Annotated in this window: 12 protein-coding genes; 5 read left to right on the top strand and 7 right to left on the bottom strand. The window is 71.5% G+C overall.

Translation table 11 applies throughout. From position 1 onward, the window contains the following. Positions 1-26 precede the first annotated feature (26 nt). A complete protein-coding gene (locus ACQEV2_RS04570; protein ID WP_433036772.1) occupies positions 27-380 on the top strand; it encodes an ArsR/SmtB family transcription factor in 354 nt (117 codons plus the stop codon). Here ACQEV2_RS04570 and ACQEV2_RS04565 read toward each other — a convergent pair. Both ACQEV2_RS04565 and ACQEV2_RS04560 read right to left on the bottom strand, forming a co-directional pair. Next, positions 300-1,688: a nucleobase:cation symporter-2 family protein gene (locus ACQEV2_RS04565; RefSeq protein WP_433036770.1), complete on the bottom strand. Its 1,389-nt coding sequence runs from the start codon at positions 1,686-1,688 to the stop codon at positions 300-302. The genes ACQEV2_RS04570 and ACQEV2_RS04565 overlap by 81 nt on opposite strands. Positions 1,689-1,818: 130 nt before the next feature. Then, entirely contained in the window at positions 1,819-3,162 is a 1,344-nt protein-coding gene (locus ACQEV2_RS04560; protein WP_433036768.1) for an FAD-dependent oxidoreductase, read from the bottom strand. A gap of 156 nt (positions 3,163-3,318) precedes the next feature. Between ACQEV2_RS04560 and ACQEV2_RS04555 the strand changes: the two genes are divergently transcribed. Then, the gene (locus tag ACQEV2_RS04555) at positions 3,319-3,861 is read left to right on the top strand and encodes a DUF6214 family protein (protein ID WP_433036766.1); all 543 of its coding nucleotides are present in this window, start codon (positions 3,319-3,321) and stop codon (positions 3,859-3,861) included. A 39-nt stretch (positions 3,862-3,900) separates the two neighbouring features. On the opposite strand, the gene ACQEV2_RS04550 is transcribed toward ACQEV2_RS04555, so the two are convergent. Further along, on the bottom strand, positions 3,901-4,587 hold the full coding sequence (locus ACQEV2_RS04550; RefSeq protein WP_433036764.1) for a DUF305 domain-containing protein: 687 nt from the start codon (positions 4,585-4,587) through the stop codon (positions 3,901-3,903). A gap of 24 nt (positions 4,588-4,611) precedes the next feature. On the opposite strand from ACQEV2_RS04550, the gene ACQEV2_RS04545 reads away from it, so the two are divergent. Further along, entirely contained in the window at positions 4,612-6,153 is a 1,542-nt protein-coding gene (locus ACQEV2_RS04545; protein ID WP_433036762.1) for an LVIVD repeat-containing protein, read from the top strand. Here ACQEV2_RS04545 and ACQEV2_RS04540 read toward each other — a convergent pair. The 4 genes from ACQEV2_RS04540 to ACQEV2_RS04525 all read right to left on the bottom strand — a co-directional run bounded on the left by ACQEV2_RS04540 (position 6,141) and on the right by ACQEV2_RS04525 (position 9,663). Further along, positions 6,141-6,827, bottom strand: coding sequence for a TetR/AcrR family transcriptional regulator (locus tag ACQEV2_RS04540; RefSeq protein WP_433036760.1), 687 nt, complete (start codon positions 6,825-6,827; stop codon positions 6,141-6,143). The genes ACQEV2_RS04545 and ACQEV2_RS04540 overlap by 13 nt on opposite strands. A gap of 150 nt (positions 6,828-6,977) precedes the next feature. Continuing rightward, positions 6,978-7,709: an HAD family hydrolase gene (locus tag ACQEV2_RS04535; protein ID WP_433036758.1), complete on the bottom strand. Its 732-nt coding sequence runs from the start codon at positions 7,707-7,709 to the stop codon at positions 6,978-6,980. 514 nt (positions 7,710-8,223) lie between these two features. After that, a complete protein-coding gene (locus tag ACQEV2_RS04530; protein WP_433036756.1) occupies positions 8,224-8,895 on the bottom strand; it encodes a phosphatase PAP2 family protein in 672 nt (223 codons plus the stop codon). A gap of 228 nt (positions 8,896-9,123) precedes the next feature. Then, entirely contained in the window at positions 9,124-9,663 is a 540-nt protein-coding gene (locus tag ACQEV2_RS04525; protein WP_433036754.1) for a DUF5134 domain-containing protein, read from the bottom strand. Between the two features lie 165 nt (positions 9,664-9,828). Between ACQEV2_RS04525 and ACQEV2_RS04520 the strand changes: the two genes are divergently transcribed. Both ACQEV2_RS04520 and ACQEV2_RS04515 read left to right on the top strand, forming a co-directional pair. After that, positions 9,829-11,328 carry an FUSC family protein gene (locus tag ACQEV2_RS04520; RefSeq protein WP_433036752.1) on the top strand — a complete coding sequence of 500 codons (1,500 nt, stop codon included), beginning with the start codon at positions 9,829-9,831 and terminating at the stop codon, positions 11,326-11,328. After that, entirely contained in the window at positions 11,325-11,861 is a 537-nt protein-coding gene (locus tag ACQEV2_RS04515; RefSeq protein ID WP_433036750.1) for a MarR family winged helix-turn-helix transcriptional regulator, read from the top strand. The genes ACQEV2_RS04520 and ACQEV2_RS04515 overlap by 4 nt, the downstream gene beginning before the upstream one ends. Positions 11,862-11,865 lie beyond the last annotated feature (4 nt).

The following is an 11,865-nucleotide window of genomic DNA, read 5'->3' as shown; positions in this document are numbered from 1 at the left end:
GGGAACCCGAGCGAAGTGGAGCCGCCGTGACCAGCCCCGCCGTCAGCAGCCGAGACCTCCCGCACCCGACGCGCGAGGAGATCCGTCTGGAGGGCGTGCTGCACGCGCTGTCCGATCCGATGCGGCTGCAGATCGTGCGTGAGCTCGCCGCCGTCGGCGACGAGCTCACGTGTTCGCAGTTCGACCTGCCCGTCACCAAGTCCACCACCACGCACCACTTCCGGGTGCTGCGCGAGAGCGGTGTGATCCAGCAGATCTACCGGGGCACGGCCAAGATGAACGGGCTGCGCAAGGACGACCTAGACGACCTCTTCCCGGGGCTTCTCGACGCCCTCCTCGGCGCCGCCACCCGCCAGGCCGGCCGACTCGGCGGCGCCTGAACCGCCCTGTGCGGACAGGTGGTTGAAGAGCAGGTTCAGGACGATCGCCGTCAGGCAGCCCGCGCTGATGCCGCTGTTCATCACCGTCTGGAACCAGTCCGGGAACTTCTCGTAGACCGTCGGCACACCGACCGGCAACATGCCCATGGCCACGGAGACGGCCACCACCGTCAGGTTGTTGTTGCCCTTGAAGTCCACCTCGGTGAGTGTCCGCAGCCCGCTCGCGGCGACCGTCCCGAACATCACCAGGCCCGCACCGCCCAGCACCGGCGCCGGGATCGCCGCCACCACCGCGCCCAGCTTGGGCAGCAGGCCGAGCAGGACGAGGATGCCGCCCGCGGTGGCCACCACCCAGCGGCTGCGCACGCGGGTCATGCCGACGAGGCCGACGTTCTGGGCGTACGCCGTGTACGGGAAGGTGTTGAAGACGCCGCCCAGCACCGTCGACAGCCCGTCGGCGCGCAGGCCGTCCGAGAGGGAGCGCGGCTCGACCTTGCGGTCCGTCATCTCGCCGACCGCGATCAGGTCACCGGTCGTCTCGGTCATCGTCACCAGCGCCACCACCAGCATCGACACGATCGCCGAGAACTCGAAGGTGGGCGCCCCGAAGTGGAACGGCGTGCTGATCCCGACCCAGTCGGCCTCCCCGACCCCGCCGAAGTCCGTGAACCCGAACGGCACCGCCACCGCGAGCCCGACCGCGATGCCGATCAGCACGGCGATCCGGCTGAGGAACGCCGGCGCGAACCGCTGCACCCCGAGCACCACCGCGAGCACGAACGCGGCCAGTGCGAGGTTCTTCGGCTCCCCGAAGTCCGCCGAACCGACACCGCCCGCGGCCCAGTTGCCCGCGACCGGCAGCAGCGAGAGGCCGATGATCAGGATCACGGTGCCGGTGACGAGGGGTGGGAAGAAGCGGAGCAGCTTTCCGAAGACCGGTGCCAACAGCACGATCGCGAGCCCCGCGACGATCACCGAGCCGTAGATGGCGGGCAGTCCGCCGCCTGTGGTGCCGATGAGCACCATCGGGGAGACCGCGGCGAAGGTGCAGCCCTGCATGATCGGCAGCCGTACGCCGAAGCGCCAGAAGCCGATGCACTGGATGAGGGTGGCGATGCCGCACACCAGGAGGTCGGCGGTGATCAGGTACGCCAGATCGGCGGGCGGCAGCTTCATGGCGCCGCCGACTATGAGGGGGACGGCCACGGCGCCGGCGTACATGGCGAGGACGTGTTGGAGGCCGAAAGCGGCCAACTGGCGCTTGGGTGGGATCTCGTCGACGGGGTGCACGGGTGCGGTTTTTGCCATGGGCGAGACCGTAGGCTCCTTGAACAGATTGTTGATTTCGGGGGTGTTGCCGGTTCGTTGCTCGGTGCGGGTGGTATGTGGCTTGTCGCGCCCACGCGGCGGAGCCGCATATTGATACAGCCCCGCGCCCCTAAGGGACGTTGTCGTGTGCGGCGATCATGAGCGACTCCCAGTCGGGGAGTTTCACCACACCTCGCCCCAGCGATGCCCCGAGTTCTGCTTCGGCACGTTCGATCGACTGCCAGCCGGACCACTCGACGGGCTCGATCCCCTCGGCGCGCAGAGCGGTGAGTGGGTCCTCGGGCAGTTCCTTCTGTACGAGCACGGCGGCGTCCTCCAGGAGCGACGTCACCGTCTCCTTCGCACACGGCCGGTTGGTGCCGATCACTCCCGTGGGCCCCCGCTTGATCCAGCCCGCCACATACTCACCCGGCGCGACCAGGCCCTCGCGCAGAACGCGCCCGGCGAGATTCGGCACCGTGCCGGTCGCCGTGTCGAACGGCAGGCCCTCCAGCGGCACTCCGCGGTAGCCCACCGAACGCAGGACCAACTGGGCCTCGATGTCCTCGTATCGGCCCGTGCCCGCCACGCCGCCCCGTCCGTCGGGTGCCGTCCGCTCGAAGCGCACCGCGCCCACGCGACCGGCGTCGGCGAGGATTTCGACGGGGCGCAGGAAGAAGCGCAGGCGGATGTGATGGCGGGCGTCCTGTGCCGGGGACTCGGCCCAGCCGCGCAGCACCTCCACGTTGCGGCGCTGTGGTGCGGGCAGGCCGGAGGGGTCGGTGTAGGCCGGGTCCATTTCCAGCTCTGCCGGATCCACGGTCACTTCCGTGTCGGGCAGCGTGCCGAGCTCGCGCAGCTCCTTGGTGGTGAAGCGGGCCTGCGACGGGCCGCGCCGCCCCACCATGCTGATGTCGGTGACCCGGCTGGCGGCGAGGGCGGTGAGCGCTTCCTGCGGCATGTCGGTGGGGCTCAGTTCCGCCGTGCCCCGCGCGAGCATTCGCGTGACGTCCACCGCGACGTTCCCGACACCGATGACCACCGCGGAGCGCGCGTCCCGCACGAAGCCGTCGTCGACGGCGTCCGGGTGGGCGCTGTACCAGGACACGAACTCGGTCGCCGACCAGCTGCCCGGCAGGTCCTCGCCGGGGATCCCGAGGTGCCGGTCGGTGGCGGCGCCCACGCAGTACACGACCGCGTGGTAAAGCTCCCGCAGCCGGGCGGCCGGCACCCCGCCCGGGCCGACCTGGACGCCGCCGAGGAACCGCACCCGGTCGTGCTCCAGGACCGTCCGCAGGTTGTTCTGGAGGGATTTGATCTTCTCGTGGTCCGGCGCCACCCCGTACCGCACCAGGCCGTACGGGCACGGCAGCCGGTCCAGGACGTCGACGACCACGTCGGGGTCCTGCTGTACCAGGCTCTGGGCGGTGTAGCACCCGCTGGGCCCTGAGCCGACGACGGCGACACGCAGCACGGCGGAACTCCTTGTCCGAGGGCTCTTCGGGGATCTTCAGGAGTCGCTCTCGAGTCCAGCATCGCACCGCGGCCGCTCCGCTGACAGGGTGCTGTGCGCCGTACGGGACGCGTGTTCGTTCAGTATGGAATGTGATCATGCGGTTACGTTGCGTGTGTGCTGGAAGCATCCTTTCTTAATCTTTCCGATCGTCGTCCGGCGGAGGGCACCGTCTCCGTGTGGCCCGCGTGGGAAGTGCGGGACGGTGCCGGTGCCACGACGTGGTTCGGTGTCCGGCTGGAGTTCGGCGACGGCGCCCGCGTCGACGCGCACGCCGTGGTGACCGGCGAGTGCGTCTCCATCGAGGACGTACGGGCCGAGCCGGCGCTGTCCCTCGACGACCTCGCGGCGCTCGCCGACTGGATCGAGGATCCGCTCTTCGACGCGTGCGGGATCGGGGCCGTACCGGACGGCACCGAACCGGACACCGGCGAACCGTGCGATGCGGACGCCGTGCCGACCGGGGCCGGGTCGGCCTGGCCGCGGGGTGTCGAGGGGCGCTGGCTGGTCGCGCAGCAGTACCGGGCCGCCCAGGACCAGGGCATCGACCCCGTCCTCGCGGTGATGAGCGCGACGGGGCACGGCCGCCGGAAGTCGCTCAGGCTGATCGGGCAGGCACGCGACGCCGGCTTCCTGACGCGGCGCCGGGCCCGCCGCTGAGCGCGATCTCGGAGGCGGATGCCGTACCGTGCGGGTCCGTCAGAGCATGTCCCGCATCCGGGTGATCTCGCTCGTCTGCTGAGCGACCACCTCGTCGGCCATCTCCTCGACCTGGATGTTGTTGCCCTGCCCCTTCACCTCCGTGGCCATGGTGATCGCCCCCTCGTGATGGGTGATCATCAGCGTGAGGAACAACTGGTCGAACGCCTTGCCCTGCGCGGCGCGCAGCTTCCCGAGCTGTGCCTCGGTCGCCATGCCGGGCATCGAGGCGTGCTCGTGGCCGTCGCTCTTGCCGGCCTTCTCGGCCTTGCGGTGGTTCTTCAGCCAGCCCTTCATGGCGGTGATCTCCGGACCCTGTGCCGCGGCGATCCGCTCGGCGAGGGCCTTGACCTTCGTCGACTCCGCGCGGTCCGGGACGAGTTCGGTCATCTCCAGGGCCTGCTGGTGGTGCTCGATCATCATGCGGGCATAGGCGACGTCCGCCGAGTTGGGGGAGTCGTCCTCGGCGCGCTGCCGCGCGGCCTCCTCGGCGGACAGTTTCCGGTTCGCCTCACCGGGCTTGCCGGGCACGATCACCGAAGGCCCGCTCTCCTCCGCCGACTTGGGCTCGGAGTCGCAGCCGCCGAGCGCGAGCACGGTCAGGGCGGTCAGTGCGGCAGCGAAGACGGGTGCCCGGCGAAAGACCGTCCTCGTCACATGTTCATTGCCCCCTGTTGATATGTGCATGGCGCAGACGATACTCGGGCTTGCATGAACCGTTCCAGTGCGAACGGACAAGGGAGGAAAACAGTGATCCTGTTCAGCAATCCCCGAACGCGCCGCAGACGCTTGGGAGTTGCCGCTGCCGCCGCCGGACTCGTCGGCGCGCTGCTCACCGCGCAGCCGGCTGCCGCGACCCCCGACCCCGGGGACGGCCCCGCCAAGGAGCAGAAGGTCTCCGAGAGCACCCGGGCCGAAGTGCGGGAGGCTCTCGCGGACGGCGAGATACCCGGCCAGGACGAGATCGTCCACTCCGACAACATCGAGCACGTGGCCAACGTCCCCAAGGACGTGCTGCCGGGCACCAATTCGGACCTCGCCTTCCAGGGCAGGTACGCCTTCGCGGGCAACTACGACGGCTTCCGCATCTTCGACATCAGCAACCCGAAGTCACCGAAGACGGTCGCCCAGGTGCTGTGCCCCGGCTCGCAGAACGACATCTCCGTCTCAGGCAACCTGCTGTTCCTGTCCACCGACTCCTCGCGCAGCGACAGCAGTTGCAACAGCACCACGCAGCCCGCGACCGAGAAGTCGTCGTGGGAGGGCATGAAGGTCTTCGACATCAGCGACAAGACCAACCCGAAGTACGTCGCCGCCGTGGAGACCGCCTGCGGCTCGCACACCCACACGCTGGTGCCCGAGCGCCGGAACGTCTACATCTACGTCTCCTCGTACTCGCCGAACGCCACCTACCCCGACTGCCAGCCGCCGCACGACGGCCTCTCCGTCATCAAGGTGCCGCGGTACGCCCCCGAGAAGGCGGCGGTCGTGGGCTTCCCGGTGCTGTTCCCCGGTGAGGGCCCGGACGGCGGCGGAAACCCGGGCGCGCCCACCAACCCGGGTGTCTCCAAGACCACCGGCTGCCACGACATCACGGTGCTCCCGGAGCAGGACCTCGCGGCGGGCGCCTGCATGGGTGACGGCATCCTGTTCTCCATCGAGGACCCGGAGCACCCGAAGGTCATCGACCAGGTCCAGGACAACGTGAACTTCGCGTTCTGGCACTCGGCGACCTTCAACCAGAAGGCCAACAAGGTCGTCTTCACCGACGAGTTGGGCGGCGGCAGCGCGGCCACCTGCAACGCGGCCATCGGCCCGGACCGCGGCGCCGACGGCATCTACGACATCGTCGGCAAGGGCGACAAGCGCAAGCTCGTCTTCCGCAGCTACTTCAAGATCCCGCGCCACCAGGCGGACACCGAGAACTGCGTCGCCCACAACGGCTCGCTGATCCCGGTCAAGGGCCGTGACCTCATGGTCCAGGCCTGGTACCAGGGCGGCATCTCCGTCTGGGACTTCACCGACTCGGCCAGTCCGAAGGAGATCGCCTACTTCGACCGGGGCCCGCTCACCACCGACACCATCAGGACGGCCGGTTCGTGGTCGGCGTACTACTACAACGGCTACATCTACTCGAACGAGATGGCCAGGGGCTTCGACGTCCTGAAGATCAACGACCGGCGCACTGACCCGGCCCGCTGGGTCAAGCTGCGCGAACTCAACGTCCAGACGCAGCCCGACTACTTCGACTGACCGTCCGGGCAGCCGGGTGCGGACCCGGTAGCGAAGAACCGCGACAGATCCTTGTCGCACGTCCCGCCGGGCTCGGCCTCCGAGTCCGGCGGGACGCCCATCTCCCACTCCAGCCGGTAGCGCCGGAACAGCTCGGCCCGCAGCACCGGCACGGACATCGGCACCCCGGGCACCAGCGCCGCGTAGACCGCGCCCATGAGCAGGGCGCGCAGCATGGGGTAGTCGGCGTCGACCTCCGGCGAGCCGTAGCGTACGCAGGTGTCCCGCAGGAGCTCGGCCAGGCGCCGCTGCTCCGGGCACTGCACGAAGCCCTCGCCCTCCAGGATCCCCGCCATGTGCTGGCGCATCAGCACGGGCCGGTCCCGGGCCAGGCCCAGAATCGCGTCGATGGCCCGGGCCATCCGCTCCCGGCCGTCCTCGGTGCGCGGCTCGCGCTCCAGCGCCTCCTCCAGCGTGCGGTGCATCAGCCGGTGCACGGCGGACTGCACCAGCCGGCGTTTGCCGGGGAAGTAGTACGACACCAGACCACGCGCCGATCCCGCCCGGTCCGCGATGTCGCCCAGCGTCGTCGCCTCGTACCCGCGCTCGCTCACCAGCTCCACGGCCGCCTGCAGAAGCCGCTCCCGCGAACGCCGCCGCAACTCTTCATTGACCGAGGCGCTTCGCGGGGACATGCTGTAACTCCTGCGTTGACTGGCTGCCAGCCAACTATACTCAGTGCTTCCGGCCCGGCCTCCATGAGGCCTGGTCGGGGTCGCCGCCTGCCTCGGGCGACGCGGGGGATCGTCCGAGGCCGGCGAGCGTGTCGGGATGGTGGCCGGAGGCTACTTTTCCGTTCGATGGCCGGTGCCGTTGGCCCGCGGGGCCGCGCCCACGAGATCCAGCACCGGCCGCAGCGCGTCCGGTCGCTGTGCCGCCGACAGATGGTCCACGAAGTGCACCGCACAGCCCAGGGCCGCCGCACCGCCGTCCGCCCGGCGGTTGTCGCCGACCATGACGACGTCCCGCGGATCGGCGCCGAGCGCCGTGCAGGCGACCGTGAAGAGGCGGGGGTCGGGCTTCTGGACGCCGTGCTCGTACGACAGCACGTAGGTGTCCACGTACGGGTCGAGGCCGTGTTCCCGGAACACCGGCCGCAGATCCCAGCCGATGTTGCTGACGACTCCGACGCCGACGCCCCGCTCGCGCAGGGTCCGCAGCACCTCGGCGGCGTCCGGGTACGGCATCCATGCGGCCGGTGCCATGTGGCGGTCGTAGAGCAGGTCGTGCAATCGGTCGTCGGGCAGCCGCACCTGCCGGGAGAGCCCGGTGTAGGCGGCCCGGTGCAGCTCCGCGCTCTTGTCCCGCACACCCCAGACGCTGGCCACGTCCTCGGGCAGCCAGGAGGGCTCGGTCCCGCCCGGCAGCGCCCCCACCGCCTCCAGCGCCTGCGCCGCCTCGGTCAACTCGGCCTCGTCGAGCTCTATCCGCGCCTCGGCGAGCGCCCCGCGCAGCCAGGACTCGGTGGACTCGACACGGAAGAGGGTTCCGGAGAAATCGAACAGGACTGCGGTCATGTTGCGGATCCTACGGGGCGATGTTCCACCGCGCGGGAAGATCGCTGCCACAGAACACGCAGACGAATTCGCCCTCGCGCAGGCGTACTCGGCGCACTGCTCACCACGTCGGAACACCACCTCGTGCGTGAACCGGCCCGGGTGCGCGACCCCGGCCCGGTCAAGGGCGTGTGCCACCGTGGGCCAGGAGCCGAGGTCGGGGCAGTAACCGGTCGACTGGTTGCTGACCTTCGCGGCCGACCAGCACCCCGAGGCGGGCTCGAACCGCATCTCGCCGGCGGCCAGGACATCACCGCCCGCGGCGCACGCCACGTGCTCGCTCCGGCGGGCAGCGAGCCGAAGCCGACCGTCCGTGCCGACGACGTAAGTGAACGGCTCCTCCCGCTCGGCCCGCGCGCCCCCCCGCCCGGTCACGTGCCGAGGTCGGCGCCCGATCGCACGACCCGGCCCCCGGCATCCGGGCGGAGGATAGCCCATAGCTCGGCCGCCCCCACCTAGCGGTAGCGGCGCTCGGTCAGCTCCGCCACCGGACGTGCACTCCCACCGCCAGCACCACGACCAGCGCGCCCAGCAGCCAGCCGCCGACGACGTCCGTGGCCCAGTGGACGCCCAGCCACACCCGGGTCAGACCGACGCCCGCCACGGAGATCACGGCCACGGCGACGGCCGTGCGCCGCAGGACGCGTGCGGCGCCGTGACGGTGCAGGAGCCACAGCAGGAGGCCGCACACCACCGTGGCCGTCATGGCGTGGCCCGAGGGGAAGGCGGCGTAGTGGGCGGAGTCGACGGGGTCGGGCCACACCGGGCGCGGGCGGTCGACGAGGGCCTTCAGGGTCTGCTGGATCAGCGCGGTCAGCGCACATGTGGCCCCGAGCCATACGGCCGTCCAGAGCGCCGATCTGCGCCACACCAGCCAGATCGCGACCGCCGCGGCCATGATGCGCATCGTCCACGGATCCCAGACCCAGTCCGTCAGGATGCGGAAGGCGTGCGTGACGCCGGTCTCGTCGACCGCCCAGCGGTGCGTGGTCTCGGCGATGTCGTCGTCGAAGGTCATCAGCGGATACCACCGGACCGCGACCAGGGCGAGCAGCAGCGCGGAGCACAGCGCCAGGGCACCGGCCCAGCGGGCGTTGCCGCGCTCGGCCGGCGGGCGGGGCGGGGACTCGACGGACTGGGTGTGCATACTGCGATCCTCGCCGACTGACGGGGCGAGAGGCCAATGCCGGGGGCCGGTTTGCGACGCCCGCCACAAGACCCGGCTGTTGGCGGGGCGGGCGCCACTGACGGGAGCCGGGTGCCCACCGGAGCCCCGGTTATCCCAGCGCCCACACGCCCAGCCGTGCCCAGGGGTACGGACCGTTCGCGCAAAGTGATGCAGACCGCGAGGGCCCGGGGCCTCGCCAGCGCCGTTTCAGAGGGCCAGCAGCATCGCCACCATGGCGATCCCCATCGACAGCCGGCAGGCCCGCGCCAGCTCGGGCCGGTCGCCCCATGCGACACCCGCGCCGGCCCCGGTGACGGGCACCAGCCGGACGCCGGACAGCAGTACGTACCCCGTGAAGTACAGGAGCAGAACGCCCGTCACCAGCGGGACGCCGGAACCGCCGTGCCCGCCCTCGTGCCCGGGCGAGGCGGCCATCGCGACCGCCATGTAGACCATGGCCGACGCTCCCACCAGGTGGTGCAGATGATGGGCGCCCGCCCGCGCGGACCACAGCGCGTGCAGGGCGGCCGCGCCGAACACGGCCGCGTACACGGGCCAGGCCCATGACGGCGGCGTGAACACCGCGGCGGGCACCGCCATCGCCGCCATGCCGAAGCCCATCAGCGCCTCGCCGCCCGCCGCCCGGCGCTGTTCCTCGACGTGGCTGCGCATCCGCAGCAGACAGTAGGCCCCGGTCGCCGCACATACCGCGACCAGCAGCCAGCCGTGCGAAGCCGGTCCGTGCACACGCACCCTCCCCGCTCGACGGTCCTGGACAGTCCGTCGATGCCCTGACCGTGCGGCGCGCACGCAAGCGCAAGGATGTACATGGGGAGCATTCGGCGGAGCACGGCAGGTCACCGGGCCGCCGTCCTGTATTTCACGAGTAAAACACCCGTTAAGGTGTGTCATATGAGCAGTCCCCTTTCGCTCGCCGGAGTGCTGCGCCTGGGCCGGCCCTCGGACATCTGGTTCAAGCCCGCTCTGAGCGTCGTTGTCGCCGTCGCTCCGCCCAACCTCGCCCTGCTCGCGCTCGGCCGCCTGGATCTGGCGATGTACACGATGGCCGGATCCCTGTGCGCGCTCTACGCCCACAACCGCCCCTACGCCGCCCGGGCCCGCGCCCTGGCGTGGGTGGTGCTCGGCATGCTCGGCGGTCTCGCCGCCGCACTGGTCGCGGCCTCGCTCCCCGCCAGTGCGGTCGTGCTGGTCACCGTGGGTGCGGTGCTGGCCGCCGCGCAGAAGGCGCTGTGCGACGCGACCCGCATCGGCCCGCCCGGCAACGTGGTCCTCACCTTCGTCAGCTCCGCAGCCCTGTTCGCCCCTCAGTCCCCGGCCCAGGTCCCCGGACACCTTGCGCTCGCCGCCGCGGCCGGCGCCTGGGCCTGGCCCGTCGGCATGGCGCCCGGCCTGCTGCGCCCCCATGGTCCGGAACGCCGGGCCACCGCGGGCGCACTGAACGCGGCCGCTGCGTACGCCGAGGCGAGCGGCATCAGCGGCACCGGCGGCGCGCCCAGCACGAACGGCGCGCGCGGCACCGGAGGCGAAGGCGGCCCGCGTGAACATCGCGCCCGGGCCCACGCCACCGCCACCACCGCCGTACAGACCGCCCGGCAGGCCCTCCTCTCCACCGGCCGCCCCTCCGAGACCCGCCGCGCCCTCGAACGCCTCCTCGTCCGCGCCGAGGTCGCCCTCGCCGCCCCGGCCGACGCGGACCCCGCGCTGCTGCGCACCTGGGCCCGGCAGGTACGCCGCAACCGCCCTGTACCGGAGGTCGAGGACCTCGAGGGCATCGGTATCGAACTCCCCGCGCTTCCCGGCCCGTTGCTGCGCCGCCTCGGCGCCCTGGCCCCGCTCGCCGTGCGCACCGCCCTCGGCTGCGCCCTGGCCGGCTACGCCTCCCTCGCCCTGGGCGTCGGCCGCCCCTACTGGGCCCTGGTCACCGCGGCCTCCCTGTACCAGGCCAGCCTCACGCTCACCTGGGGCCGGGGCGTCCAGCGCGTCGTCGGCAACCTGCTCGGCGTCCTCCTCTTCGCCGCGGTGGTTCCCCTGGCCCACACCGGCGAGGCCGCCCTGGTCCTGTGCTGCCTCGCCCTCAACTTCGGCGCCGAGGCGCTGATCGGCCGCAACTACTGGCTCGGCAGCGTCTGCGTGACCCCGATGGCGCTGCTCGTCACCGAGTTCGCCGGGTTCCAGGAACCCGGGCGGCTGATCACCGAGCGGATCGTGGACACCCTGGTCGGCGCACTGGTCGGCCTCGTCGCCGCGGTGGCCGTACCCGAGCGGCGGTGGCAGCGGGTCGTGCGCACCGAGCGGACCACACCCCGTACGCTCGCGGCGACGGGGCGGAACCAAGGGCCGCACCCGAACCAGCGCACGGGCAGCGACGTAACGGAGGGCATACGGCCATGACGGCGACGAACGGCGGGCCGACCGGGACGAGACAGGACACGGTCGCCGCGGTGGTCCGGCAGTGGCGGGCCGTCCACCCGGACCTCGACACCGGCCCGATGGAGATCATCGGCCGCATCAACCGCTGCGCCGCCCTCCTCCAGCAGGCCGAGGACGCCCCCCTGCGCCGCGCGGGCCTCAGCCGCCCCGAGTTCGACCTGCTCGGCGCGCTGCGCCGCACCGGCCACGAGCTGACCCCCAGTGAACTCGCCCGCGAGACCTTCTCCTCGGGCGCCGCCGTCACCAAACGCCTCAAGCAGCTGACCGAACGCGGCCTGGTGGAGCGCCGCGGCGACAGCCGGGACCGCCGCGTCGCCCACGTCCGCCTCACGGACGCCGGCCGGGAACTCGTCGACGGCACCCTGCCCGAACAACTCGCCTACGAGACGGCCGTACTGTCCGGCCTCGACCCGCAGGGGCAGCGCGAACTGGCCTCCCTGCTCGGCGAGTTGCTGGGACAGCTGGAGGGGCGACTGGGCGCGCTGCGCGCCTGAACCC

This window comes from Streptomyces sp. CA-251387, assembly GCF_050936625.1.
Taxonomy (GTDB): Bacteria; Actinomycetota; Actinomycetes; order Streptomycetales; family Streptomycetaceae; genus Streptomyces.
The sequence above is the reverse complement of the archived record's forward strand: the minus strand, read 5'-3'. Positions and strand labels throughout refer to the sequence as shown.

What these genes read in the sequence shown, in the direction of transcription:
- ACQEV2_RS04515 (WP_433036750.1), top strand. Translation starts at nt 11,325, where the DNA reads ATGACGGCGACGAACGGCGGGCCGACCGGGACGAGACAGGACACGGTC.
- ACQEV2_RS04520 (WP_433036752.1), top strand. Translation starts at nt 9,829, where the DNA reads ATGAGCAGTCCCCTTTCGCTCGCCGGAGTGCTGCGCCTGGGCCGGCCC.
- ACQEV2_RS04545 (WP_433036762.1), top strand. Translation starts at nt 4,612, where the DNA reads ATGAACCGTTCCAGTGCGAACGGACAAGGGAGGAAAACAGTGATCCTG.
- ACQEV2_RS04530 (WP_433036756.1), bottom strand. Translation starts at nt 8,895, where the DNA reads ATGCACACCCAGTCCGTCGAGTCCCCGCCCCGCCCGCCGGCCGAGCGC.
- ACQEV2_RS04535 (WP_433036758.1), bottom strand. Translation starts at nt 7,709, where the DNA reads ATGACCGCAGTCCTGTTCGATTTCTCCGGAACCCTCTTCCGTGTCGAG.
- ACQEV2_RS04550 (WP_433036764.1), bottom strand. Translation starts at nt 4,587, where the DNA reads ATGCACATATCAACAGGGGGCAATGAACATGTGACGAGGACGGTCTTT.
- ACQEV2_RS04540 (WP_433036760.1), bottom strand. Translation starts at nt 6,827, where the DNA reads ATGTCCCCGCGAAGCGCCTCGGTCAATGAAGAGTTGCGGCGGCGTTCG.
- ACQEV2_RS04565 (WP_433036770.1), bottom strand. Translation starts at nt 1,688, where the DNA reads ATGGCAAAAACCGCACCCGTGCACCCCGTCGACGAGATCCCACCCAAG.